The sequence below is a fragment of the Shinella sp. CPCC 101442 genome (genome assembly GCF_024704725.1).
Lineage (GTDB): Bacteria > Pseudomonadota > Alphaproteobacteria > Rhizobiales > Rhizobiaceae > Shinella.
This window is the reverse complement of the sequence record NZ_JALIQS010000001.1, coordinates 934,213-959,187: the sequence shown is the minus strand read 5'-3', so window position 1 is coordinate 959,187 and position 24,975 is coordinate 934,213. Positions and strand designations below refer to the sequence as shown.

22 protein-coding genes are annotated in these 24,975 nt (G+C 63.7%); 6 read left to right on the top strand and 16 right to left on the bottom strand.

Features of this window, described 5'->3' with window-relative positions; all coding sequences use genetic code 11:
- Positions 1-289: 289 nt before the first annotated feature.
- The 3 genes from MUO32_RS04385 to MUO32_RS04375 all read left to right on the top strand — a co-directional run bounded on the left by MUO32_RS04385 (position 290) and on the right by MUO32_RS04375 (position 4,014).
- Positions 290-817 (top strand): cupin, encoded by a 528-nt coding sequence (locus MUO32_RS04385; RefSeq protein WP_257947002.1) that lies wholly within the window; start codon positions 290-292, stop codon positions 815-817.
- A 179-nt stretch (positions 818-996) separates the two neighbouring features.
- Positions 997-2,997 carry an amidase gene (locus MUO32_RS04380; protein ID WP_257947001.1) on the top strand — a complete coding sequence of 667 codons (2,001 nt, stop codon included), beginning with the start codon at positions 997-999 and terminating at the stop codon, positions 2,995-2,997.
- Positions 2,998-3,120: 123 nt separating this feature from the next.
- Positions 3,121-4,014, top strand: coding sequence for a phosphotransferase (locus tag MUO32_RS04375; protein ID WP_257947000.1), 894 nt, complete (start codon positions 3,121-3,123; stop codon positions 4,012-4,014).
- 57 nt (positions 4,015-4,071) lie between these two features.
- Here MUO32_RS04375 and MUO32_RS04370 read toward each other — a convergent pair whose 3' ends face one another.
- Together MUO32_RS04370 and MUO32_RS04365 are read right to left on the bottom strand one after the other, a co-directional pair.
- Positions 4,072-4,773: a thioredoxin family protein gene (locus MUO32_RS04370; RefSeq protein WP_257946999.1), complete on the bottom strand. Its 702-nt coding sequence runs from the start codon at positions 4,771-4,773 to the stop codon at positions 4,072-4,074.
- Between the two features lie 19 nt (positions 4,774-4,792).
- Entirely contained in the window at positions 4,793-5,023 is a 231-nt protein-coding gene (locus tag MUO32_RS04365) for a hypothetical protein (RefSeq protein ID WP_257946998.1), read from the bottom strand.
- A 255-nt stretch (positions 5,024-5,278) separates the two neighbouring features.
- Here MUO32_RS04365 and MUO32_RS04360 point away from each other — a divergent pair, with 255 nt between their 5' ends.
- Entirely contained in the window at positions 5,279-6,709 is a 1,431-nt protein-coding gene (locus tag MUO32_RS04360) for an NAD-dependent succinate-semialdehyde dehydrogenase (RefSeq protein WP_257947168.1), read from the top strand.
- Between the two features lie 51 nt (positions 6,710-6,760).
- Here MUO32_RS04360 and MUO32_RS04355 read toward each other — a convergent pair whose 3' ends face one another.
- The 7 genes from MUO32_RS04355 to MUO32_RS04325 are packed head-to-tail and all read right to left on the bottom strand — an operon-like array spanning position 6,761 to position 15,445.
- Positions 6,761-7,951, bottom strand: coding sequence for a serine hydrolase (locus tag MUO32_RS04355; RefSeq protein ID WP_257946997.1), 1,191 nt, complete (start codon positions 7,949-7,951; stop codon positions 6,761-6,763).
- Between the two features lie 38 nt (positions 7,952-7,989).
- Positions 7,990-8,919 carry a MurR/RpiR family transcriptional regulator gene (locus MUO32_RS04350; protein WP_257946996.1) on the bottom strand — a complete coding sequence of 310 codons (930 nt, stop codon included), beginning with the start codon at positions 8,917-8,919 and terminating at the stop codon, positions 7,990-7,992.
- A gap of 12 nt (positions 8,920-8,931) precedes the next feature.
- On the bottom strand, positions 8,932-10,383 hold the full coding sequence (locus MUO32_RS04345; RefSeq protein ID WP_257946995.1) for an amidase: 1,452 nt from the start codon (positions 10,381-10,383) through the stop codon (positions 8,932-8,934).
- Positions 10,373-12,040, bottom strand: a complete 1,668-nt coding sequence (locus MUO32_RS04340) for an ABC transporter ATP-binding protein (protein WP_257946994.1) — start codon at positions 12,038-12,040, stop codon at positions 10,373-10,375. The genes MUO32_RS04345 and MUO32_RS04340 overlap by 11 nt, the downstream gene beginning before the upstream one ends.
- On the bottom strand, positions 12,037-12,888 hold the full coding sequence (locus MUO32_RS04335) for an ABC transporter permease (protein WP_257946993.1): 852 nt from the start codon (positions 12,886-12,888) through the stop codon (positions 12,037-12,039). Before MUO32_RS04335 ends, MUO32_RS04340 begins: the two co-directional genes overlap by 4 nt.
- A gap of 11 nt (positions 12,889-12,899) precedes the next feature.
- Positions 12,900-13,838, bottom strand: coding sequence for an ABC transporter permease (locus MUO32_RS04330; RefSeq protein ID WP_257946992.1), 939 nt, complete (start codon positions 13,836-13,838; stop codon positions 12,900-12,902).
- 59 nt (positions 13,839-13,897) lie between these two features.
- Positions 13,898-15,445: an ABC transporter substrate-binding protein gene (locus MUO32_RS04325; protein ID WP_257946991.1), complete on the bottom strand. Its 1,548-nt coding sequence runs from the start codon at positions 15,443-15,445 to the stop codon at positions 13,898-13,900.
- A gap of 316 nt (positions 15,446-15,761) precedes the next feature.
- Between MUO32_RS04325 and MUO32_RS04320 the strand changes: the two genes are divergently transcribed.
- A complete protein-coding gene (locus MUO32_RS04320; protein WP_257946990.1) occupies positions 15,762-16,004 on the top strand; it encodes a hypothetical protein in 243 nt (80 codons plus the stop codon).
- Positions 16,005-16,221: 217 nt separating this feature from the next.
- On the opposite strand, the gene MUO32_RS04315 is transcribed toward MUO32_RS04320, so the two are convergent.
- The 7 genes from MUO32_RS04315 to MUO32_RS04285 form a co-directional block, all read right to left on the bottom strand.
- Entirely contained in the window at positions 16,222-17,841 is a 1,620-nt protein-coding gene (locus tag MUO32_RS04315; protein ID WP_257946989.1) for a dihydroxyacetone kinase subunit DhaK, read from the bottom strand.
- Positions 17,842-17,952: 111 nt separating this feature from the next.
- Positions 17,953-18,945, bottom strand: coding sequence for an ABC transporter ATP-binding protein (locus MUO32_RS04310; RefSeq protein WP_257946988.1), 993 nt, complete (start codon positions 18,943-18,945; stop codon positions 17,953-17,955).
- Positions 18,938-20,035: an ABC transporter ATP-binding protein gene (locus MUO32_RS04305; protein ID WP_257946987.1), complete on the bottom strand. Its 1,098-nt coding sequence runs from the start codon at positions 20,033-20,035 to the stop codon at positions 18,938-18,940. The genes MUO32_RS04310 and MUO32_RS04305 overlap by 8 nt, the downstream gene beginning before the upstream one ends.
- A 4-nt stretch (positions 20,036-20,039) precedes the next feature.
- Positions 20,040-20,228, bottom strand: coding sequence for a hypothetical protein (locus MUO32_RS04300; protein WP_257946986.1), 189 nt, complete (start codon positions 20,226-20,228; stop codon positions 20,040-20,042).
- On the bottom strand, positions 20,225-21,166 hold the full coding sequence (locus MUO32_RS04295) for a carbohydrate ABC transporter permease (protein WP_257946985.1): 942 nt from the start codon (positions 21,164-21,166) through the stop codon (positions 20,225-20,227). The genes MUO32_RS04300 and MUO32_RS04295 overlap by 4 nt, the downstream gene beginning before the upstream one ends.
- The gene (locus MUO32_RS04290) at positions 21,163-22,110 is read right to left on the bottom strand and encodes a carbohydrate ABC transporter permease (RefSeq protein WP_257946984.1); all 948 of its coding nucleotides are present in this window, start codon (positions 22,108-22,110) and stop codon (positions 21,163-21,165) included. Before MUO32_RS04290 ends, MUO32_RS04295 begins: the two co-directional genes overlap by 4 nt.
- Before the next feature lie 105 nt (positions 22,111-22,215).
- Positions 22,216-23,550, bottom strand: a complete 1,335-nt coding sequence (locus MUO32_RS04285; RefSeq protein WP_257946983.1) for an ABC transporter substrate-binding protein — start codon at positions 23,548-23,550, stop codon at positions 22,216-22,218.
- A 272-nt stretch (positions 23,551-23,822) separates the two neighbouring features.
- Between MUO32_RS04285 and MUO32_RS04280 the strand changes: the two genes are divergently transcribed.
- Positions 23,823-24,854, top strand: a complete 1,032-nt coding sequence (locus tag MUO32_RS04280) for a LacI family DNA-binding transcriptional regulator (protein ID WP_257946982.1) — start codon at positions 23,823-23,825, stop codon at positions 24,852-24,854.
- Positions 24,855-24,975: the final 121 nt, after the last annotated feature.

The window sequence follows — 24,975 nt, the reverse complement described above, 5'->3', positions numbered from 1 at the left end:
TTCGGACCCCAGGGTTTTGCGCTCGGCTCTCAGAGGGGCAGTCAGCGCGGGTACGTGCCAGCCCTTGTTGTCCATGGAGAAAATCTTCGGAAACGTCTATCCGCATGTCGATGCGGTATCGGTTGCCGGAACATTCGGCGGATGGAAAGGTTAACTTCCCGGTTATCCGTGTAAATCGAGCCCTTCCCACGATGGGCGTTTTTCGGGAAAAGGCGCGCGACCTCGGAAAAGTCAGGCGCGCGCTGCAAGAATTGTGCAGAACGCTGATGAAGACGAATGAGGCAGCGAGATGAAACAACCGGAAACACTTTTCTTTCCCGCCAGCGCATGGGTGCCGAACCACCCGTTTCTGCCGGTGCTTGTCTACCGGGCCGCTCTGTCACCGGATGTGAGGGATCGCGCCGATGCTTTCGAGCAGCTGTTCCGTGATTCAGGGTGGCAGGGGCTGTGGCGCAACGGCGTCTTCTCCTACCAGCATTATCACGTCGGAGCGCATGAAGTGCTGGGCATCGCGGAAGGAAGCGCCGAACTCCTTATCGGCGGGCCGGATGGCGAAGCCCTTGCGGTCCATGCCGGCGATTGTCTTGTGCTGCCCGCCGGCACCGGACACAAGCGCAATGTGGCGAGCGACGATTTCCTGGTGATCGGCGGTTACCCGCCCGGCCAATATGCCGACATCGAGACGGCGGCTGCCACCGAGGGTGAGCTGAAGATCATCGCGGCGCTGCCCATACCAAAGAGCGATCCGCTCTACGGCCCGACCGGCCCGCTGGTGACGTTGTGGGGTCGGGAAAACGGCGACCATGCCTCTTCGTAGAGAACGTTGAACGAGCGGCAGAAGGCAAGCTTGCCTGGACGCGGGGGACACCCCTGTCCCATATGGGACATTGCCCGCCAAAAAACCGATGGTTAGAACGAAGGGGCAGCATTGCCGAGAGCCATCGTCGCTTCCTTGCGCAGAACTCGGCCAAACATAGTTCGTGCGGGAGGGCATCGATGAAGGTTGTCGAGGCGTCGATTGAAAAGCTGCGCGATGCGCTCCAGGCAGGTGACACAACCAGCGTCGGCCTGGTCGCGGCCTATTTGAACCGCATTGCCCACTACGACCGGCATGGTATCACCCTCAACGCCGTCCCGGTGCTCAATCCCGATATGTTCACCGAGGCGCGCGCTTCGGACCTGCGGCGCGCGCGGGGCGAAAGTCTCGGGCCCCTCGACGGCATCCCCTATGCCGCCAAGGACAGCTACAAGGTGAAAGGGCTGAGCGTCGCGTCGGGCTCGCCCGCTTTCGCCGACCTCATTGCGACGGAGGACGCCTTTGCGATTTCTCGTCTAAGGGCCGCGGGCGCTGTGTTGATCGGGCTGACGAACATGCCTCCGATGGCCAATGGCGGGATGCAGCGCGGTGTCTATGGCCGCGCGGAGTCCCCCTACAATGCCGACTGGTTGACTGCCGCCTTCGGTTCCGGTTCCTCGAACGGGTCGGGAACAGCGACGGCCGCGAGTTTAGCAGCCTTCGGTCTCGGCGAGGAAACATGGTCGAGCGGGCGCGCGCCCGCAGCCAACAACGGGCTCTGCGCCTATACGCCGAGCCGTGGCGTCATTTCCGTGCGCGGCAACTGGCCGCTCGTGCCGACCATGGACGTCGTGGTGCCGCACAGCCGTTCGATGGCGGACATGCTGGAGCTGCTGGACATCATCGTGGCCGACGATCCCGATACGCGTGGCGACCTCTGGCGCCGTCAGACGTGGATTTCCATCCCAAAGGCCTCTGCTTCGCGGCCGCAGTCCTATGTCGGCGTCGCCGCGACGGCCAGCCTTGCAGGCAAGCGCTTCGCCCTGCCAGCGATGTATATCAACGCCGACCCGGAAGCGGGAACCGGCGAAAACGTGGGGATCGGAGGTCCGACGGGCCAGCGCATCGAAACCCGCGCCTCCATGATCGCGCTTTGCGCCGCGGCGCGGGAAGCACTCGAGGCCGCAGGGGCAGAGGTCGTGATCACCGATTTCCCCGTTGTCAGCAATTACGAGGGAGACCGGCCTGGCGCACCAACCATCGCGACACGCGGCCTGGTCGACGCCGACTATCTTCACCGCGAGATCGTGGATCTCTCGGCATGGGCCTGGGACGATTTTCTGGCGACCAATGCCGACCCCACCCTGCACCGGCTTGCGGATGTCGATGGGAAACGCATCTTCCCCGCGCCGGGCGGTAGCCTGCCCGACCGCTACCATGGGTTCGACGATCGCATCGCCGAGTATCCCGCCCGCCTGCGCGACCAGCCCATCGCTTCGTTTCACGATATTCCGGGCCTTGCCGACGGGCTTCGAGGGCTCGAGGAAACCCGACGCATCGATCTCGAATCCTGGATGGACCGGCTGGGGCTCGATGCGGTGATCTTCCCGGCCGTAGCCGATATCGGTCCGGCCGATGCGGACATGAACCCCGTCTCCGCCGATCTCGCCTGGCGCAACGGCACCTGGGTCGCCAACGGCAATCTGGCGATCCGGCATCTGGGTATTCCGACGGTGACCGTGCCGATGGGGATGCTGGCGGATATCGGCATGCCGGCGGGACTGACCTTTGCCGGCCGGGCCTGGGACGATACGGCGCTGCTCGCCTATGCCTGCGCCTTCGAGCAGACAGGCACCTATCGCCAGCCACCAACCCGAACGCCCGAACTCCCGGATCTTTCAGACCGAACCGGAACCAACCGTCCGGACGCGACCGACCCGGTGATGAATCTGTCGATTGCCCCCGACGGCCATGGAGGCCAGCGCCTGTCGATACAGGTGCAAAGCCAAAGCCGGTTGCTCTGGTTGACGGTGAACGGCGCGCCTGTCGTGTTTCAGCAGGAGGGCACGCAGATCGATGCGAGCCTGGATATGGAAGACAACACCCATGTCCACAGCGAATGGCGAAACCCCTATGGGCATATCGTGATCGCTTGCGCAGAGGGTGCCGCCGCCTATGCCATCGTTGGCGGTACCGCCTGAGCAACAAGTTCGCCTTGAACTACACGGCTTCGGGAAACGACAATCCGGCGACGAGCAAGCCGGGTCCAGCGTCCGCGGGCGGACCTTGCTTTCTGCCAATGCCTGTGGAATGTCCTGATCGGGATGCATGACGATCAGCTTCACATAGACGCCGATATCGCGCGTTCGATGATTGCGGAGCAGTTTCCGCGATATCGTGGGGAGCCGGTTGTTCTCCTTGTCGCCACCGGCACCACCAATGCCATCTTCCGGGTCGGCCGGCATGTCGCAGCGCGGTTTCCCCTGCGCGCCGACGAACCGGACGCATGCCTGGCGACCCTGCATCGAGAAGCGGCCGCGATGGCCGCGTTCGCAGAGCAGTCTCCCTTTGCCGCATCGCAGCCAATCGGGATCGGCGCGCCGGGACCGCACTACCCATTGCCCTGGTCGCTTCAGAGCTGGCTGGAGGGCGATGTCGCCACACCGGATGGCCTTTCCGCCTCGATCGCTTTTGCCCGGGACATTGCCGGACTTATCGCGCGGCTGCGGCGCGTGGATACACAGGGTCGACGCTTCGCCGGCGAGGGTCGAGGCGGTCACCTTCCCGACCACGATGCCTGGATGGCGGTCTGCTTCGAAAAAAGCGAAGGTCTTCTCGATGTGGCGCGCCTGCGCGACACCTGGCGGCGGCTGCGTACCCTGCCATCCGTCGGCCCGGACCGCATGACCCATGGTGACCTCATCCCCTGGAACCTGCTGGTGCGCGGCGAAAACCTCGTGGGCGTGCTCGACACCGGCGGCTTCGGGCCCGCCGACCCTGCGCTCGACCTCGTGGCGGCCTGGCATCTCTTCGACCGGGACCGCCGCGAGCTGATCCGCACGCTGCTTGGCTCCGGTGAGGTCGAATGGAAGCGCGGTGCCGCCTGGGCGTTCCAGCAGGCGATGGGGCTGGTCTGGTATTACCGCGCCAGCAATCCGGCCATGGCGGCGCTTGGCCGGAGCACGCTCACCCGCCTGCTGGAAGATGCCGATCTTTGAGATCGCAAACGTTCAGGATATGGGTTGCACGGCCTGACGGAGGAACACAGCGTGCCTCTATGCGCCGTATTCGTCGTGCAGGCGCACCCAGTTCATGGTGCCGCCGGCCTCGTTGCGCCCCTTGGGCGTTAAGTCCAGCCAGTTGAACGCCCCCATCAACAGTTCTGTCCCGCGATGATAGGTCGAATAGCTGTGAAAGATGGAACCGTTTTCATCCTTCACGAATACGCTCACGCCGAACATGTCGGAACTGCGCTTGATCGTCGTCAGGCCATAATTGTAGACGGCCTGCCCCGCCTCCCGATCCTCCCGCGTGAAGGACACGCCGAAATCGTAGCTGAAATCGCCGTCGCCTGCCGAAACCCATGGAAACGTCCAGCCCATCCGCTCTTTTATGGCCGCGATGCGGGCGATGGGCGCACGAGACACCGCGACGAAGGAGAGATCGGCATGCTCGAAATGCTGCCGGGCCGCATCGACATGGTCCATCGTGTATGAGCAGCCCGGGCAAAGGTGGTCGGAATCCGGCGGTAGCATGAAGTGATAAATGGCAAGCTGGCTGCGCTCGCCAAAGAGGTCGTCGAGGGTGATTTGCCCGTCGGGGCCTTGAAAAGGATAGACCTTCTCGATCCGCACCCAGGGAAGCCTCTGGCGCTCGGCGCGCAATTCGTCGAGGGCATGGGTCATGGCGCGTTCCTTTTCGAACAGCGCCTTGCGCGCGTTCAGCCATTCCTCGCGTGAAACAATCTCGTGTCGCATCGTCTTTCTCCTTTGCTGTTCAGTCGGGGCGCCGGGCGAGCTTGAGCCAGGGCGCCAGGTGGAAGAGAGCCATCAGCAGATACATCGCCGTCATGCTGCTGATCGGCGAGAGATCGGTGCCGGTGCCGCATATCGCCACCGGTGGCGTGTCAAACACCGAAATCAACGCCATCACGGCGAAGGTCGGCGAGGCTGCCAGTCCGGGCCAGCGGATGTCGTCCTTCGAAAGGCTTGTTGTCGTCGTCGCCATCATCCCGCTCCAAACGTCCGATCGAGGAGCACCCTACAGGCCCTCGGAGGCCGCTCGAGAGTTACAAATGTGACGGGATTTCGTTGCGCAATGCGATCGGGGGCGTTTGCCGGGGCTGCCGACTGAAAAATCAATACATTACCCGATTGCGGACCACCCTCAGCTCTCATATCTCTTCGCCAAGGACTGTCTTGACCTGGAGGATGCCACGTGGCCCTGACGCAAAATCTCATTCGCCGCCTGGAGAACCGGGATCTGTTCGAAACGATTGCCGACCCGGCATGGCTTGGCCTACCAGCGGGCGGCGCGACGTTCGAGGTCTTCAATCCTGCGACCGGCGAGCTTCTTGCAGAAATCCCGGATATGGGGGTTGCGGAGACACGAACCGCCATCGACCGCGCCGCCGAGGCGCAGACCGAGTGGGCGGCCCGCACGGCGCGCGAACGGTCCGATACGCTGTGGCGCTGGCACCAGTTGATCGTGCGGCATACGGACGACCTTGCTGCCATCCTGACGGCCGAGATGGGCAAGCCGCTGGCCGAGGCGAAATCCGAGGTCTCGCATGCGGCGGCCTATCTGCAATGGTATGCGGAGGAGGCCAACCGCATCTATGGCGAGACCATCCCGGCGCCCTCGCGCGACCGGCGCATGATCGTCATCAAACAGCCGATCGGCGTGGTCGGCGCCATCACGCCCTGGAATTTTCCAGCCTCGATGGTCGCACGAAAAATTTCTCCGGCGCTGGCGGCCGGCTGTACGGTCGTGCTGAAGCCGGCGGAGCAGACGCCGCTGGTGGCCGGCGCCATGTTTGCGCTTGCGGAAAAAGCCGGTTTCCCGGCCGGCGTGGTGAACCTCGTCTATGCTTCGGAGGGAGACGCTGTCGGGCGGGAGCTCTGCACGAATCCCAAGGTGCGCAAGATCAGCTTCACCGGCTCGACGGAAGTCGGCCGCCTGCTCATGCGGCAGTGTTCCGATCAGGTGAAGAAGCTCAGCCTGGAGCTTGGCGGCAACGCCCCCTTCATCGTCTTCGACGATGCCGATGTCGATGCCGCCGTCGACGGCGCCATCCAGGCAAAGTTCCGCAATGCCGGCCAGACCTGCGTTTCGGCGAACCGGCTTTACGTGCAGGCGGGCGTGCATGACGCGTTCGCCGAAAAATTCACCGCACGCGTCAAGACGCTTAGCGTCGGTGACGGGTTCGACCCTGATGTGGCGATCGGCCCGCTGATCGACACGCGGGCGCTCGCCAAGATCGAGGCGCATGTCGCCGATGCGGTCGAACGGGGCGGTAGCATCCATTGCGGCGGAAGGAGGATCGATGGCACGGGCACCTTCTTCGCGCCCACCGTGCTCACCGGGATCGCCCGCGACATGCGCATCGCACAGGAAGAGACCTTCGGGCCGCTCGCCCCCATCATCCGCTTTACGGATGCCGACCAGGTGGTGCGCGAGGCCAACGACACGATCTACGGGCTTGCTGCCTATTTCTACGCCTCCAACCTCTCCCGCGTCTGGCGGGTCGCCGAAGCGCTGGAATATGGCATGGTCGGCATCAATACGGGCCGCATGTCCTCCGAAGCCGCCCCCTTCGGCGGCGTCAAGCAATCGGGCATGGGGCGCGAGGGCTCCAGACACGGTTTGGAGGATTATCTGGAGATGAAGTATCTCTGCATGGGCGGCATCTAGGCCGCCCGTCATGATCATGGGGTCAGGGATGCGTCGGCATGTCCATCGCGTCTAGACGGACAAGGCCAGACGAATTGCCCTGACGGCCGCAAGCGCCGTCCGTGTCCGCGCCGTGCTGACGAATTCGGGCCAGCTCGACAGGATGACCGCGGCGAAATCCGCTTCCGGGTCGATATAGACAAGCTGCCCGAAAACGCCGCGCGCCATATACGCGCGGCGTGTGCTGTCCTCGATCCAGAACTGGTTGTGATAGGCGCCTTCGGGCAGGACATCGTGATAGATGCCGCCGAACAGCGTCGGGTCAGCGCCGAAGCGCGTCCCGGCGATCCATTCGGCCGGAACCACGCGCCGGCCGTCGATCTCGCCGCCGCGAAGATGCAGCAAGGCAAAACGGCCATAGTCACGCAGGGTGGCATTGAAGCCGCCGTCGCCCAGGGCGTAGCCTGCCGGATCGACGGTGAAATAGGCGTCCTCCTCCGCCCCCATGGGTGCCCACAATTCGCGGCTGACAAGCTCCGCAAGCGGTGTTGCGGCGGCGCGCTGCAGCACGAAGGACAGGACATCCGTCTCGATCGAGCGATAGCGGAAGGAGGCGCCATGCGGGCACTCCAGCGTCTGCAGCGACAGGATCAGGCCCCAGACATGCGCCGGCCAGTTCGGGTTCCAGCGCTCCTTCCAGCCGCAGGCGGCATCCAGCTGCGCCATGTGGGAATCGAGCGTGGTATAGGTCTCGTCGAAAAGCACGCCGCTGGTCATATCCAGTACGTGCTGGACCGTCGCGCCGTGATAGGCCGTCGCTTCCAGTTCCGGCAGGTAGTGCGTGACCGGGGCGGTCGGATCGACCAGGCCCCGTCCGATCAAGATGCCGGCGAGTGTGCCGACGATCGACTTGGCGACCGACTGCGACAGGTGCTGCGTGTGCGGGGTCATGCCGTTCAGGTAGCGCTCGGCGACGACCGTGCCGCGATGGAGCACGAGCAGGCCATCGGCGTAGCTCGTTTCGAGAAAGCCGCCGATGGTGCCGTGCCATCCGTCCGCCTCGAAGGGAATGGCGTCGATATCCTGCACGTTGCTCGGCAACAGGCTCGCCGGCCCCTGCCCGCGCCAGACCTGCGTGGTCGGCACCATGTCCCGGACATGCTGGAAGGTCCAGCGGTTCCAGGGCGCGCGGTCCCAATCCTGTCGCGGGATGACGGGGTTGCCCGGAGCGGCCGGATCACGGAATGGCGGAATGCTGGTCATGGTTTACTCTCGTTTGACGATTTGGAGCGACGCCTCGATCAGTCGTTGCGGCGAAGATAGCTGCCGCCGACGAACTCTCCGAACAGGCTGCCCATGTCGCTCATCATGGAAAAGTTGCGCTTGGCCTTCGGGCCGAGCTTGGTGGCTACCGCATCGATCATCAGGTTGAGCACGACGCTCAGGCTCGCCGTCGAATCCCAGAAGGTCTTCACATGCGTATGGGCCTCGAAGACGAAGCGTGTATAGGCAAAGGCCCAATGGCTGAACTTGTCGGTGACGATGACCATTGGCATGTCCATCGACTTCAGCATCTCCACCAGCTTGATACCACGCGTGGCATAGGAGGCCGTGTCCACCAGAACGACGACGCTCTGCTTCGGATCCGCGTTGATGATCTCACCGAACGTGCCCGAGGCGTTGTCGATGAAGATCACGTTGGAGCGGGCCCATAGCAGGCGGCTGGCGAAATCCAGCGCAAGGCCTTTCGACGCCTGGAAACCGACGACATAGATGGTGCGCGCCTTCACCAGCAGGGTCGCCGCCTCGTCCCACACATCGGTGGTCGTCAAGGCATAGGCCTTCACGATGGCGTCGAGTTCCAGCCGCAGGCTTTCCTGCAGCACCTGCTGCGGGCCCTCGCGCATCTGGAAACGAGCCATATAGTCGTCGACTTCGCTGTCCTTCTCCGTTACCGCCACGCGCAACCGGTTCTTGAGGTCGCGCAGGTTCTCGAAGCCGAGGCCGCGAACGAACCGTGTGACCGTCATTTCGCTGACGCCCACGGCCTGCGCAATGCTGCTGCCGGTCTCGAAGGGCAGCATCTGGATGTTGTCCAGGATGTAGGCTGCTAGGTTCTGCTCCGAGGGCGAAAAATCGGCCATGCGGGCGCGCAGGAGCGCGTCGATGTCGATCTTCTCCTCAGCGCCGTTCGGTCCCTTGGCATCCTTGCCGTTTCGCGCTTTCGCCACAGTGACAGCCTCCTAGAAATTGCCTGCATGGATGGCCGGACGCCCCTGCCCCCAGATGCCGGGCGCGCTTTCCACCTCTTCCTCGATTTGCCGCGCCGCCGCAAGCAGCAGGTCCTCCCGTCCGAAACGGGCAACAAGCTGGATACCGATGGGCAGACCATCCCGGCTGCGTCCAAGCGGCAGGGAGATCGCGGGTTGCCCCGTGGCGTTGAACAATGCGGTGAAGGTCTCCTTCGGCGCAAGATCATTGAACACGCCGTCCGCATCGATGCCCGCACGATTGGGATCGAAGGTGCCGATCGGTTCCGGCAGGATTGCGCTGGTGGGCGTCAGCAACAGATCGTATCCGGTCATGAAACGGCCGACCTGCCGCGTCGTCCGGTCATAGACGGCAAGCGCCTCGATGAGTTGCGCGCCGCTCACGCCCAAGCCCCGTCGGTACAGTGCGTAGACGCTTGCGCCGAGTGCCTCCTCGAGCTTTCGGTTCATGCGCTGGGCCATCGCCGGCATGTTTGCGGCGGCGTCCGCGGCCCAGATGACTTTCTGGGCATGAAGAAAGGCGGGATAGTCGAAGTCCGGTGAGACTTCATCGATATGGTGGCCAAGAGACGCAACCCGTTCCGCCGCCGATCTTGTCGCCGCCGCCACGTCCGGGTCGATCTGGACGCCGGACCATGAGCGTAGGCACAGGGCTATCCGGAGCCCCTTGGGTGTTCGCTGCATGGCATCGAGATAGATGCCCACCGGCGGCGCGATTTCATATCCGTCGCCGGCATCCGGACCATGGCACAAGTCAAGCAGCGCGGCGGTGTCGCGCACGGAACGGGTGAGCATGAACGCCGTTGCCAGCCCCAGAAGCGGCGCGTTCGCGTTCGGAGAGCCGGTGACCCGGCCGCGCGAAGGTTTCAGGCCGATCAGACCGCAGAACGCGGCCGGATTGCGGATCGATCCACCGCCGTCGCTGCCCTGCGCGAACGGCACGATGCCCGCCGCGACGGCAGCAGCCGCGCCGCCGCTCGATCCGGCAACGCCGCGCTCCGGGTTCCACGGATTGCGGGTCGCGCCGTAGAGCGGCGATTCCGTGGTCGCCGGCACACCGAACTCGGAACTGGTCGTACGTCCGACGTTGACCAATCCACCCTTGCGCAGACGTGTCCAGTAGACGGCATCCTGGGCGGCGCGAAAACCCTGCGCTAGGCGACTGCCGAATTCCGCTGGCCGCCCGGCTTCGATCGGAAAGTCCTTGGTCAAGGTGGGAATGCCACCGAACGGTCCGGCGGCGGCGGTCTCCGACAGGCCTTCCAGTGCATCGGGATAGAGTTCGATGACAGCATTCAGCGTGGGGTTCACCGCCGCAACGGCCTCTTTAAGGCAATGGCCAAGCTCGCCTGGCGTAACCTCGCGCTTTGCCAGCAGGCGGGCGAGGCTGGTTCCGTCATGGGCTGTATATTCGTCAAGTCGCATGGATCGACACCGGTTCTGCACTGGGGGTTGTCTGTAAAGACGGCAGCCTGGCCAGAGAACCGACCAGCGCCTGCGTATAGGGATCCTGTGGCGTGGACAGAACCTGCCGCGCCACGCCTTCCTCCACGATGCGCCCAGCCTTGAAGACATAGACGCGCTGGCAGAAACTGCTGACCACGGAAAGATCGTGCGAGATGTAGAGCAGCGTCAGCGACCGCTCGCGCTGGAGCTTCACCAGCAGTTCCAGGATCTGTGCCTGTGTCGTCACATCGAGCGCCGAGGTGATTTCATCCGCGATGAGCAATTGCGGCTTCAGTGCCAGCGCCCGCGCAAGGCCGACGCGCTGGCACTGCCCGCCGGAGAGCTGGCGCGGTTTGCGATCCCGCAGGCTGCGCGGCAATTCCACCATTTCCAGCAGGGCATCGGCCTCTTTCTGCGCCGCTTTTCGATCGGCAAGGCCATGTCGCCAGATCGGCTCGGCGACCGCCTCGGCAATCGTCAGGCGTGGATTGAGCGAGTCGTAGGGATTCTGGAACACCATCTGCACGCGGCGGCGGAAGGCCGTCAGCGCCTCGCCGCCAAGCGCCCCGACATCCTGCCCGTCCAGGCGGATCGCTCCGCCGCTCGGCGTATTGAGGCGGATGATCGAGCGGGCGAGCGTGCTCTTGCCGGAGCCGCTTTCGCCGACGATGCCAACCGTTTCGCCCGCGTTGATCGTGAGATCGACGCCATCGAGGGCGCGGAAGGAATTGCTGTTTCCCGCCAGTCCCCCGAACAGTCCCTTGCCGGAGGAAAAGGACACCGAGAGGTTTTCGACTTCGAGCAGCGGCGCGCCCCGATCCGGGCGATCGGCCGTGCCATAGGTCTTGCGGCCCGGCTGGGAGTCGATCAACAGTTTGGTATAGGCGTGGCGCGGCCGGTTGATGACGTCATCGATCGGCCCCTGCTCCACCACCTCGCCATTGCGCATCACCACCACATGCGAGCAGATATCCGCGACGACGCCGAGATCGTGCGAAATGAGGATCATCGCCAGCCCGGTCTTGCGGTTGAGCTCCTTGAGCAGTTGCAGGATGCGGGCCTGAACGGTGACGTCGAGGGCCGTCGTCGGCTCGTCTGCGATCAACAGTTTCGGCTGGCAGCCGATGGCGGCGGCGATCATCGCCCGCTGTTTCATGCCGCCCGAGAACTCGTGCGGATAGGAGCGCGCGCGCTTTTCAGGCTCGCGGATGCCGACGTCCTCCAACAGCTTGACTGCGCGCCGCAGGCCCTCGCGCCTGCCGAGGCCGAGATGGCGGATCATCGGGGCCGCGACCTGCTGGCCGATACGGCGCAGCGGATCGAGATGCGAGGCCGGGTTCTGGAAGATCATGCCGATATCGCGGCCGCGAATGGCGCAGAGTTCCTCCTCGCCGAGCGCCAGCAGATCCTGCCCATCGAGCGCCACCTTGCCCTGCGCCCGGGCCGCACCGGTCAGCAATCGCATCACGGCGCGGCAGGTCACGGACTTGCCCGAACCGCTTTCGCCGACGATACCGAGGATTTCGCCCGGTTGGAGCGTGAACGAGACAGTCTTGACCGCTTCGAAATCGCCGAAGCTGACGGACAGGTCCTTGACTTCGAGCAGCGGCGGCTTGCCGGTTTCCAGGCCGTTCATGCCGTAACTCCCCTGCGCTGTATCTGTCCGAGCCCATCACCAAGCAAGGCGAAACCGAGGCCGAGCGAAATCGCGGCGAGACCCGGAAACAGGCATATCCACCAGGCCTGCTGCACGAATGCCTGCCCGTCGGCGATCATGACGCCCCATTCGGCGAGCGGCGGTTGTGCGCCGAGGCCGAGGAAGCCGAAGCTTGCGCCCGCCAGCATGACGAGCACCGCGTCGCTGACCGCATAAGCGATGACAGGCCCGACGGCGTTCGGCAGCACATGATGGCTGAGAATGGCCCTCGGCGGGTAGCCGAGGCATTTGGCCGCCTGGATATACTCGCTTTCACGGATCGTCAGCACCTGCGCCCGCACCAGCCGCGCATAGCTGACCCAGCCGACGAGCGCCAGCGCGAGGATGAAGTTGAGAAGCCCCGGCCCGAGCACGCCGACAATGGCCAGCACCAGCACGAAGAAGGGAAATGCGACGGTCAAGTCGTAGATGCGCATGAACACATTGTCGACGACACCACCGAAGTAGCCGCTCAGCAGCCCGATGGTCGTGCCGATCAGAAGGGGCGGCAGCACGCCGGCGAAACACAGCAGCAGATCGACACGGCTTGCGTAGAGAACACGCGAAAAGACGTCGCGCCCGACCTGGTCCGTGCCGAACCAGTGGGCCGCGCCCGGCGGCGAGAGCATGTTGACGATGTCGATGGCATCAGGATCATAGGGCGCGATCAACGGAGCCGTCAGCGCCACCATCAGCCATCCGAACAGGATGGCGAGCGCAACTGGCATGGTAGGGGTGATTCTGCGGGCGGGCGGCGCGATCTGCGCCAGAACGGGGGTGTCAGCCATGTGCGATTTCCTCAGAACCGGACGCGCGGGTCGATGAAGGCGGTCAGCAAATCCACCAGCAGCGTGATCAGGACCGTCGAGACCGCAAAGACCAGCGTCAGCCCCTGCACGACGTAGTAGTCGCGCCCGAGCAACGCGTTGACCATCAGCGTGCCGAGCCCCGGTACCGCATAGACGGTTTCGACGATGACGGCGCCGCCGATCATGAAGGCCACCATGACACCGAGCAGGTTGAGCGTCGGCAGCACGGCGTTCGGCAACATGGTTTGCCAGAAAATCTGCCGTTCCGTCGCGCCCTGTGCCCGGGCGGCGGTCACGAAGTCGGCCGTCGTCTTCTCGATGAGGGCGGCGCGCAGGCTCTGCGTCAGAACCGGCACCAGCCAGATAGCCGTCGACATCGCCGGCAGGAACAGGTGATGGAGATGCCCCGTGAAGCCCGTGCCGTAGCCCGAAACGGGGAACCAGCCGAGGCTGACGCCGAAGAAACGCGACATCATGATACCCAGCCAGAACACCGGGATGGTGAGGCCCGCAATGCCGACCAGCCGGATGATCTGGTCGGCGATGCCGCCGGGCCGGCGGGCGCCGAGGATGGCGAGCGCGACCGTCGGCGGGATGGCGAGGCAGATGACATAGACGGTGAGGAACAGCGTCGGCCACATGAACTGTTCGATGAGCTGGCTGACCGGCCGCTGAAAGCGCAGGGACTGGCCGATGTCACCCGAAAGCAGATTGACGAGATAGGTCAGAAACTGCCGCCAGAGCGGCAGGTCCAGCCCATATTGCGAGCGGATCGCGGCAATGGTCTCGGCGCTCGCCCTCTCCCCGGCAAGAAGCCGCGCGGGATCGCCGGGCGCCATATGCACCAGCAGGAACGTCACGAGGCTGATGCCGGCCAGAACGCCGATCAATTGCAGCAGGCGCCGCGCGATAAGTTGCAGAAGAGACAATCCGGTTCTCCGGTTCGAGCGTCAAGGGCGCGCCCCTGTCAGGGCGCGCTTGAGGCGGCTCACTGGCCGATGGTCGTTTCTTCCAGGGTCCATTGCAGCGATGGCGTCAGCTTGAGGCCTTCGAGACGCTTCGCGTACGCGACCGCATTCGGCGCGTAGTAAAGAGGAACCTGTGCAACCTCGTCGGTGGTGATCTTCTGGATTTCCTTGTAGATTTCCGCCCGCTTGGCCTGATCGACCTCCTTGGTGCCCTCCTCCACGAGCGCATCCACCTTCGGATTGGCATAGAAGGTGTTGTAGGAGTTCGAGCCGCAGGTTCCGCACACGGCCCAGCGCACGGCAAGGTCGGGGTCCGGTGTCTCGTTGTACCACCAGTTGGCTGCGGCGTCGTAGTCGCCCTTGCCGGTGGCATCCCACCAGGCACCACCGTCGACATTGACGATGACGGGCTTCAGGCCGATCGCCTGCCATTGCGCCTGGATCAGCAGCGCTGTCTGCTGGGACGGCGCGTCGGCGGTCGCCAGGATTTTTACTTCGTGCCCCGCCATGCCGGACTCGGCGAGCAGTTCCTTCGCCTTGGCAGGATCGTAGGGAATGCCCGGATAGTCCTTGTCATGGAAATCGACACTGCCCGGCAGCGTGGTGTTTGCCGGTTCGGCATAACCACGCGTGATGGCCTTGGCCATGGCTTCGTTGTCGATCGCCATGCCTGCGGCCTGCCGTGCCTGCAGGTTGGAGAAGGGTTCACGCTTGTGGTTGAGCAGGGTCATGTAGATGGTGGTCGATGGTTCGAGCCGCATATCGATCGTCTCGACCGTCTTCAGATCGTCGATCTGCGCCCACGGCACTGCCCGGACGACATCGATCTCGCCCGCCTTCAGCATGGCGATACGGGTTTCAGGCGATGCGATCTCGATCAGCTCGACGGTTGCGTCCGACTTCGGATAGCCCTTGCGCCAGTAGTGCGGATTGGGTTCGAGAACGAGCTTTTCGTTCGGCTTCCACTGCTTGACCTCATAGGGGCCGGATGTGACCGGCACCGTGGCGAACGCTGCTTCCTCGCCGCGCTTCTCGACATCGGCCTTGGAAACTATGCCCATATTCCAGATTTCGGCGTTGCCGAGGAACGGCGCGAAGGCCGATTTGAGCTGCACGACCACGGTTTTCGGATCAGCGGCGGTCACGGATTCCACAGAGCTGAGCGGCGCGGGATAAGCCGATTTCTTGTCGCCCCGGATGCGTTCCAGGCTGAAGGCCACGTCGGCAGCCGTGATCGGCGAACCGTCGGAGAACTGCGCGTCACGCAGATGGAACGTGTAGGTCTTGCCGTCTCCGGAAACTTCCCACGTCTCGGCCAGTCCTGGCTCCAGGACGCCGGTCTCCGAATTGCGCCGAACAAGGCGCGAATAGAGCTGGCCATAGGTTTCGATGTTGCCGGCCGCCGCCGAACGCATCGGGTCCAGGGTCGTCGTCTGGTAGGGCGAGACGACACGAATGACGTCGGCCGCCAAGGCGGGTTCAAAAGCAATCAGTCCGGCAACCAGGAAGGTCGCGCCGCGCAATGTCAAACCCATGGCCCGCATGCGGGGCCTGCTCCAAAAGTTCATCTTTTTCTCCTCCCCAAATCCAACGTGCCGTCAGACACAATGCGGAGGCTATGTTATGTATGCCACATCAGTCAACATCAATGTTATGTATTCAACATGACCGGAACGACGACAGGTCAGCATTCTTCGGTGAGATCTACGGCGACCCCGCGAATTGAGAGCCTATAAGGCCTGATCCACTGCCGTCGTCGCGTCCTCATTTATCCAGGTGCAGGCTGCTATCCCCTGCCGTATGGTGCCGAATCGCTATTCTAGGCGGGGGTGCCAGGCGCTTGCGCTGACTTCGCACTGTGTCCTTCCTGCCGACACCCTGACAATGAAGACCAGAGAGAAGTCCATGGAGCCGATCGAGGAAACGACGACCATCGCAAACCGCAGCGATTTCGCCCAATGGGCGATCGAACGCGCTGCGGCCATTGTTGCCGAACAGGGTGGCGCTCTCGCTCTTACCGCGCGAGGAGATGGCGATGAGGCCATTGCCGGTGCTGCCAATGCGCTCGGCCAAGCCATCGTCGACGCGATGCTGGAGGTGTTTGACGGCCTGATCGGCGAAGACTGACGGCCTCCCGTCTCTCGCCGGCGATGCGTATCGGATCGGGGCCGAATACGCCGCGCAAACTCGGCAGGATCTTTGGCTTGATCCGCCGCATGGCGTGGCTTGGCGTCAACCACGCAGTCCGCAAAACGGACATGCGGCTATCCTCTATCGGAAACGAACGGCCCCCCACGCCACGCCGGCGCGATAGGATCGCGGCCGGCGAAGGGCGGACGTTCAGTCAGCGCGCAAGATGTTCGAAGAGCCGGGCCACGGCCTCGGCGCCCGGATCGATGTGCCCTTCGAGTTGTCTGGCGTTGATATAGGCTGCGCGCCCGGCCTTTGCGCGGGTGAGGGTTGCCGTGAAATTCGCTCCTTCGCGGGCTGCCGCCGCGGCGGCGGCAACGCTCTGGCCGAGGGATTCGAGCGCGGGCGCAAGCGCATCGACCATCGTGCGGTCGCCGGCCCGCGCGCCGCCGATTTCCTGCATGCGGGCGAGACCCGCGCGGAGCGCCTCGCGCATCGGCAAGCCACTCGATGCGCCGTCGCCGGCCGCCGCGAAGAAGATGGCGAGCAGCACGCCGGAGGATCCGCCCATAGTTTGGCTAAGCTCCTGGCCGATGGCGCGCAGGAGCTGGGTGTGATCGGACAGCGGCAGGCGATCGATGGCGTTGATCAGCGCGCGGGCGGCGCCTGCCAGCGTCGAGCCGGTGTCGCCGTCGCCGGATTTGGCGTCCAGCGCGTTGAGGTCCTGTTCGGCGGCGATGAGGACGTCGCAGCAATTGATGACGAAGGCACGCGTCGCGGCATGGCCGGAGGCCATCGGGGTGATCGGGGTCAGGCCATCCGGCAGCGCGGCGATAGCGATCGGGCGGATTTCCGAGACGCCGGGCCAGGCGGCGATCGGCACGGGGGCTTTCAGCAGGTCCAGTTCGGCCGCATCGGCGGAGAGGACGGAGATGGAGAAACCCTGCATGTCGAGCGAGGTCATCAGCGGTGCGGGGCCGACGGCGTGGGTGATTTTTGCGCCGATGGACGAGCCGAGAAGGTCATGGGCGAGCACGGACATTTCCACCACCGAGGCGCCGCCGAGATTGTTGATCAGCGCCACGTGCTGCCCTTCACCCATGACGGCGGCCAGCCGGTCGACCATGATCGAAACGGAGGCGCGTGCGCCTGCGAAATCGATCTGTTCGACACCGGCTTCGCCATGGATGCCGAGGCCGAGTTCGGCCTTGCCTTCGGGAATGCGATCCTCCTTCGGCGAACCCGGCACGCGGCAGGTGTCGAGCGACATGCCGATGGAGTGCGTGCGGGCGATGACATGTCTGGCGGCGGCGGTGACCGTGTCGAGGTCGGCCCCCTTTTCCGCAAGAGCACCCGCAATCTTGTGCACGAAGAGCGTGCCGGCGACGCCGCGCGCCTGCGGCAGCTCGGGCAGCGCGATGTCGTCGCCGACAATCACCATGGAAACGTTGAGGCCGAAAGCCCGCGCCCGCTCCGCGGCAAGGCCGAAATTCAGCCGGTCGCCAGTATAGTTTTTCACGACGAGGAGGCATCCGGCGGGGCCTGTTACCGCAAGAATTCCGGCGAGCACGGCATCGACGCTCGGCGAGGCAAAAACGTCGCCGCAGACGGCGGCCGTCAGCATGCCCTTGCCGACGAAGCCGACATGGGCCGGCTCATGGCCAGAGCCGCCGCCCGAGACGATCGCCACCTTGGACTTGTCCCAGTCGCTGCGCAGGACGACCCTGATATGGGGATAGCCGTCGAGACGGGTCAGCGTACCGCCCGAGAGAGCCAGCACCCCGTCGATCGCCTCGGTAACGACGTCTTCACGCCGATTGATGAATTGCGCCATGAAAAATCTCCTCAGACTGATGCGTGATCCGACCGGTGTGAAACAGGAATCGGCAGGATCATGCTGAAAAAACAAAAGCTTTAGCGCTGGTCCGTTGCAAGCGGGCCAGCACTACAGGCGCATGCCGGCCGCATCGAAAAAGAGCGGTCGTGACGGTTGGATCCGGATGGTCTCGCCACCGCGAAGCGGGGTATGGGCGTCGGTGACGGTTATCAGGTCATGCCGCTTGAAGGTGAGGTGGAGGCGTGTCTGGTCGCCGAGGTGCTCGACGCGCTTGACCAGCGCCTCCTCCCCCTCGCCTTGCGCGATATGCTCCGGGCGAAGGCCGATGCTCGTTGCACGCGCCGGGGCGCCGGCGAAAAGATCGGCCGGCAGCACGTTGATGCGCGGCTGGCCGAGGCGGGTTGCGGCGTAGATGCTGACGGGCTGTTCGTAGACTTCGCGCGGCGAGCCGAACTGCACCAGTTTGCCCGCATTGAGCACGCCGACATGGGTCGCCATGGTCATCGCCTCGATCTGGTCGTGGGTGACATAGAGCAGCGTCGCACCCGATTTCGCCTGGATGCGCTTCAATTCGATGCGCAGGTCCGCCCTGAGCTTCGCGTCGAGCGAACTCAGCGGTTCGTCCATCAGGAAGATTTCGGGATTGCGCACCAACGCACGCCCAATCGAGACGCGCTGCATCTCGCCGCCCGAAAGCGCCGTTGCCTTGTTGTCCAGCTTATGGGCGATCTGCAGGACCTCCGCGACCTCCCGCACCTTCCGGTCGATCGCCTCTTTCGGCGTCTTCAGGAGCGGGGATTTCAGGGGGAACTCCAGGTTCTGGCGAACGGTGAGGTGCGGATAAAGCGAATATTGCTGAAACACCATGGCGACATTGCGCTCGGCCGGCGAGAGCCCCCTCATGGAGCGCCCGCCGATATAAACCTCGCCGCTGTCGGGCGCATCGAGGCCCGAAACCATGCGCAGCGTAGTCGTCTTGCCCGCGCCTGTCGGGCCGAGCAGCACGACGAAGGAGCCGTCGGGCACGGTCAGTGAGACATTGTCGAGCGCGACGGTATCCCCGAAGCGTTTCGTCACGTTTTCAAGAACGATCTCAGCCATGTGCCAGCACTCCCTCATTACCCTCGGAGATCATCGCCCTGCCGCTTTCCGCATCGAAAAGCGAGAGGGTGCGCGCATCGAAATCGAGGCCGAGCAGTTCATCCTCACGCGCCGTTTGAGCGGATGAAATGCGCGCCTTCAGGTCGCCATGCTCCGTCGAGAGCGTGACGATCTGTGTCGTGCCGAGATATTCGACGGCGCTGATACGGCCGCGATAGGGCGCGTCGTCGCGGAACGTCACATGTTCCGGACGAACGCCAAGCGTCAGGCGGCCGGCGCGGCCTTCTCGTGCGGCGGGCACGTTGATCCTGATGCCGCCGAGATCGACACTGGTCCCGCCGATGCCGATCATGCCGTCGAACTCCAGAAAATTCATGGACGGAGAACCGATGAACTGGGCGACGAATTTCGTCGCCGGCCAGTCGTAGATCTGTTGCGGCTTGCCGAACTGCTCGACCGAGCCGTGGTTCATGACGACGATCTTGTCGCCCATCTGCATGGCTTCAAGCTGGTCATGCGTGACATAGACGGTTGTCGCGCCCATGCGATCATGCAGAGCCCTGAGTTCCTCGGCCATATGCTCGCGGAACTCGGCATCGAGCGCGCCGAGCGGCTCGTCCATGAAGAAGGCTTTCGGTCGCCGCACGATGGCCCGTCCGAGCGCCACGCGCTGGCGGTCGCCACCGGAAAGCCCGCCTACGGGCCTATCGAGAATGTGCTCTATCTTCAGGATGCGGGCGACTTCGGCAACGCGGGTCTTGACCTCCTCGCCGCGCAGGCCCTGGCTCACCAGCGGGTAGGAGATGTTCTTGCGCACGTTCATGTGCGGGTAGAGCGCGAACATCTGGAAGACGAAGGCGATGTCGCGCTGGCTCGCCGGCTTCATGCCGACTTCCTCGCCGTCGATGAAGATTTCGCCCGACGTCGGCAGTTCGAGGCCGGCCATCATGCGCAACGTCGTCGTTTTGCCGCAGCCGGAGGGGCCGAGCAGCATGAAGAACTCGCCGTCCTCGATGGTGAAGGACGAGGAACGCACGGCAGTGAAGGCGCCGAACTCCTTGCGAACGTTCTGGATTTTGATCTGCGCCATCGGCCTACTCCGGGAAATGGCTGACGATGATGAACATCACCGTGCCCAGCAAGGTTACGACGAAGGACCACGAATAGAGCACCAGCGCGAAAGGCTGCATGAGCATGAAGACGCCCGCCGCGATCAGCACCGAGGCCAGCATTTCCCAGGCGCTTCGCCTGAAATGCAGCAAGCCGTTGAAGAATCTTGTCATTTGCGGACTGCTCCGAAGGTGATGCCGCGCAGGAGATGTTTGCGCAGAAGGATGGTGAACACCATGACCGGGACGAGGAAGAGCGTCGCGCCGGCGGCAACGGCCGGCCAATCCTGGCCGCTGACGCCGATGATGGTGGGAATGAAGGGCGGCGCCGTCTGGGCGTTGCCGGATGTCAGCAGGACGGCGAAGGCATATTCGTTCCAGGCGAAGATCAGGCAGAAGATCGCGGTCGAGGCGATGCCGGTGGCCGCCTGCGGCAGCACCACCTTGTAGAAGGCCTGGAACCGCGTGTAGCCGTCGATCAGTGCCGCCTCCTCGTATTCGATCGGGATCTCGTCGATGAAGCCCTTGAGCAGCCAGACGGACAGCGACAGGTTCACCGCCGTATAGAGCAGGATCATGCCGGCATGCGTGTCGCTAAGGCCGAGCGAACGGAACATCAGGAAGATCGGAATAGCGACGGCGATCGGCGGCATCATGCGCGTCGAGAGGATGAAGAACAGCAGATCGTCCTTCAGCGGCACCTTGAAGCGGGAGAACGCATAGGCCGCCGCCGTGCCGAGCACGATGCACAGCACCGTCGATCCGAAGCCGATGATGACGGAGTTGGTGAAGCGTTCGGCAAAGCGCGAGGGGCCGGAAATGACGAGCCCGTCCTTGCGCACCAGCTTGTCGTACCAGGTGGTGGGTTCGCCAAGCGCCTGCAATTGTTCGGGCGAGAGGCGGGTGCGCGTGGTGAAGACGTTGACGTAGCCTTCCACCGTCGGCGTGAAGAAGGTTTTCGGCGGATAGGCGATGGCGTCCGACGGGCTCTTGAAGCTGGTCGTGATGATCCAGACCAGCGGGAGGATCGTGATCAGCGCATAGCCGATGACCAGGATGCCCGCGGCCCATTTTTGCCGCGGTGACGGCTCGGTGACGGAATAGCTGCTCATCGTTGTTTCACCTTGTTGAGCGCTTTGACATAGATCGAGGCGAGGCCGAAGACCGTGACGAAGAGGATGACGGCATAGGCCGAGGCGTAGCCGGTACGCCATTTCTCGAAGGCCTCGCGCTTGAGGTTGATCGAGGTGAGTTCGGTGATCGAGCCCGGGCCGCCGCCGGTGAGTTGCACGACGAGATCGAACATCTTGAAGTTCTCGATGCCGCGGAACAGCACGGCGAGCATCAGGAAGGGCAGGACGAGCGGGATGGTGATCGTCCAGAACTGCCGCCACTTGCTGGCCCGGTCGCATTCGGCCGCCTCGTAGATGCTGCCCGGAATGGAGCGCAGGCCCGCAAGGCAGATCAGCATGACGAAAGGGGTCCACATCCAGGTATCGACGATGACGATGGCCCAGGGGGCAAGCGACACGTCACCGATCATCGAGAAGCTCGATGGGTCCGCGCCGGTCAGGAAACCGACCGCATAGTTGAAGAGGCCGATCTGCGGCTGGTAGAGGAAGGTCCAGAAATTACCGACGACGGCCGGGCTCAGCATCATCGGAAGCACGATGATCGTCGTCCAGAGATCGTTGCCACGGAACTTCTTGTTGATGAGATAGGCGAGTGTGAAACCGATCAGGACCTGAAGCACGATGGTCCAGATCAGGAAGTGGGCCGTCGCCTGCATTGTCAGCCAGATGTCCCGGTCCGACAGGATGTTCAGGTAGTTTTTAAGGCCGACGAACTCGACTTCGGCATTGGGCCGGTTGACGCGGAAATTGGTAAAACTCAGCCGGATCGTCCAGATGAGCGGGAAGATGTTGACCGCCAGAAGCAGCACGATCGACGGGCCGACGAAGAGCCAGGCGAGCGCGCGGTCCGACAGGCCGTGCATGCGGTTGGCGATGGCGCGCGGCGTCGCTTCGGCGACCCGGTCCACGGATGATTTCAGCATGGGTGTTCCCCTGATGTCAGACTGAGCGGCGGCAGAGCCGGGGCAGATCCCCGGCTCCGGCCGCGCCTTGGCCCACTGGGAGGCGCGGGCCTGGGCCGATGGCGATCAGTACTTGCCTTCGTCGTCGAAGACCTGCGTCCAGTCCTTGGCGAGGCCATCGAGTGCATCCTTGGCGGAACCCTGGCCGGCGACGACATAGTCGTGGAACCGTTTCTGCGCCGCCTGGAGCAGCGAGGCATAGGCCGGCTCTGCCCAGAAATCCTGCACGATCGCCATGGAATCGAGGAAGGTCTGCGCATAGGGCTGGCTGGTCGCGAACTTCGGGTCCTCGACCACCTTCAAGAGCGCCGAATAGCCGCCCATTTCCCACCATTTCTGCTGGATTTCCGGCTGCGCGAACCACTTGATATAGGCGAGCGCATCCTCCTGCTTTTCCGAGGAAGAGACGACGGAAATGCCCTGGCCGCCGAGCTGCGCATAGGCCGCACCGTCAGGACCCGCCGGATTGGGGAAATAGCCCGATTTTTCGCCGCCGACATTGGCGTCGGCATGGATGCCGGGCCAGGTGAAGGCGAAGTTCATGTGCAGCGCGACCTGGCCCGATTTGTAGGCGTCGATGTCTTCCGACATATAGGCGTCGGAATGGCCGGGCGGCGTGCAGCAATCGTAGAGTTCCTTGTAGAACTCCAGACCCTTCACCGCCTCGGCGGAATTGACGTAGCCTTCCAGATCGTAGGGCTTGTCCGGGTTCTCATACTTGAAGCCGAAGCTGTAGAGCACGTCCATGACGCCCATGGTGATGCCCTCGGAGCCGCGCTCCGTATAGATCGCCGCGCCATAGACCGTCTTGCCGTCGATCTCGCGCTTCTGGAAGAACTGCGCGATATCCTTCAATTCGCCGAAGGTCTTCGGCACGGCCAGTTCACGGCCGTATTTTTCCTTGAACTCCGCCTGCAATTCCGGACGGGCGAACCAGTCCTTGCGGTAGCTCCAGCCGACGACGTCGCCGAAGGCCGGCAGCGCCCAGTAGTTCGGCGAGTTCTTCGGCCATTCGGCATAACCGACGACGGTCGCCGGGATGAAATCGCTCATCTTGATCCCTTCCTTGTCGAAGAAATCGTTGAGCTTCACGTATTGGCCGTTCTCGGCGGCGCCGCCGATCCACTGGCTGTCGCCGATCATGAGATCGCACAGCTTGCCGCCGGAGTTTAGCTCGTTGAGCATGCGGTCGGCGAAGTTCGGCCATGGCACGAACTCGAATTTCATCGTGACGCCGCTCTTGGCCTCAAAATCCTTGCTCAGCTCGACGAGTGCGTTTGCCGGATCCCAGGCAGCCCAGCAGAGTGTCAAGTCCTTTGCATTGGCCTGGCCCGTGGTTGCAACACCGGCGGCCAGAAGCGCACCGAAAGCGGCGAGTGATCTGATATGGCGAAATGTCATGGCGGGGACCTCCTCCCTCGCCTCCCGACCCCATCGGAAGGCAGAAAACGCCCATTACGGGCACCTGGCGCGGAATGACTTCCCGGCGGGCTTGCTCTCCTCCGCGCCGCCTCGTGGTGCGCACGTTCCTCCCGGCGACCACGGAACAAGTCATATTGAGGTGCGCACCTCAATGCAAGGGAATTTTGAGGTGCGCACGTCAATTGTTGCTTTCGTCCGCATTTTGCTAGAGAAATCGCGGAGACGTCATGCCGAGTGAACGAGGACGGAGAATGCGGCCAACCGCAAAAGATCTGGCAGAAGCCGCGGGCCTCAGTCTCGCGACCGTCGATCGCGTGCTCAACGAGCGGCCCAATGTCAGCCCCAAGGCGGCGAAAAAGGTAGCTGAAGCCATCGAGCGCATCGGCTTCATACGCAATCCAGCCGCCGTGGCGCTGGCCCGCAACAAGACCTATCGCTTCCGATTCGTCGTTCCGGCCTCCGGCGACCAATATCTCGCCGAACTCATCTCCCGTGTCGGCGAGGCGAAAGAGGCGCTACGCGCCGATTCCACCGACGTCGAGGCCGCTCAGATTCCCATGGGCGACCCGCACCAGATCGCGAAATATCTCTCCGCCATCGACAGCGAGGCGGTGGACGGCGTTGCCGTGATGGCGCCGGAATCGCCGCAGGTCCGCGACGCATTGATGCGGCTCGTCGAGCGCGGCGTGAAGGTCGTGCAGTTCCTCTCCGGCCAGGAGCGCATGGAGAGCGCGGACTATGTCGGCGTCGACAACTTCGCCGCAGGCGCGACGGCCGGCAAGATCGCCGGCCGTTTCATCGGTGCGCGGCCGGGCAAGATCATGGTCGTCGCCGAAACCATGATGGCGCTCGACAGCATCCAGCGTCGACTCGGCTTCGACAGCATTATCAACGCTCAGTTCCCCTATCTCCAGAGCCTGCCGTCGCTGGAAACCTATGCGGACGAAAAGCGCGCCGGCCTCATCATCGGTCGGACGTTGCACCACAACCCGGACACCATCGCCGTCTATGTCCTGAGCTCGGAGGCGCGCGTGCCGCTGACCGCCGTCTGGAGCGCGCAGGAGGGGCGCGCCCTCACCGTCGTCGCGCATGAGCGCACCCCCTTCAGCGAGCAGGCGCTGATAGACGAGCGCATCGACGCCGTGATCGCCCAGGATCCCGGCCATGCCGTGCGCAGCGCGTTGCGCATCATGCGCGCCCGCTCCGACCACCGCGAGCTTCTCGCCTCGCAGGAGCGAATCCGCATCGAGGTCCTCCTCAAGGAAAACCTTCAGGTCGAGTGAGCGGCAACGTCGAGGTCATGTTTACCAAGGAGCGGCAGGGCGTTTCACCTCGTGCATCGCGGACTTCGCGCGACTGGATATGATCAGTCTCCCTCATGCGGCTCTTGGCCTTGATCCCATT

Coding starts and splice junctions, on each gene's coding strand:
- MUO32_RS04385 (WP_257947002.1), top strand. CDS start 290: ATGAAACAACCGGAAACACTTTTCTTTCCCGCCAGCGCATGGGTGCCG.
- MUO32_RS04380 (WP_257947001.1), top strand. CDS start 997: ATGAAGGTTGTCGAGGCGTCGATTGAAAAGCTGCGCGATGCGCTCCAG.
- MUO32_RS04375 (WP_257947000.1), top strand. CDS start 3,121: ATGCATGACGATCAGCTTCACATAGACGCCGATATCGCGCGTTCGATG.
- MUO32_RS04370 (WP_257946999.1), bottom strand. CDS start 4,773: ATGCGACACGAGATTGTTTCACGCGAGGAATGGCTGAACGCGCGCAAG.
- MUO32_RS04365 (WP_257946998.1), bottom strand. CDS start 5,023: ATGGCGACGACGACAACAAGCCTTTCGAAGGACGACATCCGCTGGCCC.
- MUO32_RS04355 (WP_257946997.1), bottom strand. CDS start 7,951: ATGACCAGCATTCCGCCATTCCGTGATCCGGCCGCTCCGGGCAACCCC.
- MUO32_RS04345 (WP_257946995.1), bottom strand. CDS start 10,383: ATGCGACTTGACGAATATACAGCCCATGACGGAACCAGCCTCGCCCGC.
- MUO32_RS04340 (WP_257946994.1), bottom strand. CDS start 12,040: ATGAACGGCCTGGAAACCGGCAAGCCGCCGCTGCTCGAAGTCAAGGAC.
- MUO32_RS04335 (WP_257946993.1), bottom strand. CDS start 12,888: ATGGCTGACACCCCCGTTCTGGCGCAGATCGCGCCGCCCGCCCGCAGA.
- MUO32_RS04325 (WP_257946991.1), bottom strand. CDS start 15,445: ATGAACTTTTGGAGCAGGCCCCGCATGCGGGCCATGGGTTTGACATTG.
- MUO32_RS04320 (WP_257946990.1), top strand. CDS start 15,762: ATGAAGACCAGAGAGAAGTCCATGGAGCCGATCGAGGAAACGACGACC.
- MUO32_RS04315 (WP_257946989.1), bottom strand. CDS start 17,841: ATGGCGCAATTCATCAATCGGCGTGAAGACGTCGTTACCGAGGCGATC.
- MUO32_RS04310 (WP_257946988.1), bottom strand. CDS start 18,945: ATGGCTGAGATCGTTCTTGAAAACGTGACGAAACGCTTCGGGGATACC.
- MUO32_RS04305 (WP_257946987.1), bottom strand. CDS start 20,035: ATGGCGCAGATCAAAATCCAGAACGTTCGCAAGGAGTTCGGCGCCTTC.
- MUO32_RS04300 (WP_257946986.1), bottom strand. CDS start 20,228: ATGACAAGATTCTTCAACGGCTTGCTGCATTTCAGGCGAAGCGCCTGG.
- MUO32_RS04295 (WP_257946985.1), bottom strand. CDS start 21,166: ATGAGCAGCTATTCCGTCACCGAGCCGTCACCGCGGCAAAAATGGGCC.
- MUO32_RS04290 (WP_257946984.1), bottom strand. CDS start 22,110: ATGCTGAAATCATCCGTGGACCGGGTCGCCGAAGCGACGCCGCGCGCC.
- MUO32_RS04285 (WP_257946983.1), bottom strand. CDS start 23,550: ATGACATTTCGCCATATCAGATCACTCGCCGCTTTCGGTGCGCTTCTG.
- MUO32_RS04280 (WP_257946982.1), top strand. CDS start 23,823: ATGCGGCCAACCGCAAAAGATCTGGCAGAAGCCGCGGGCCTCAGTCTC.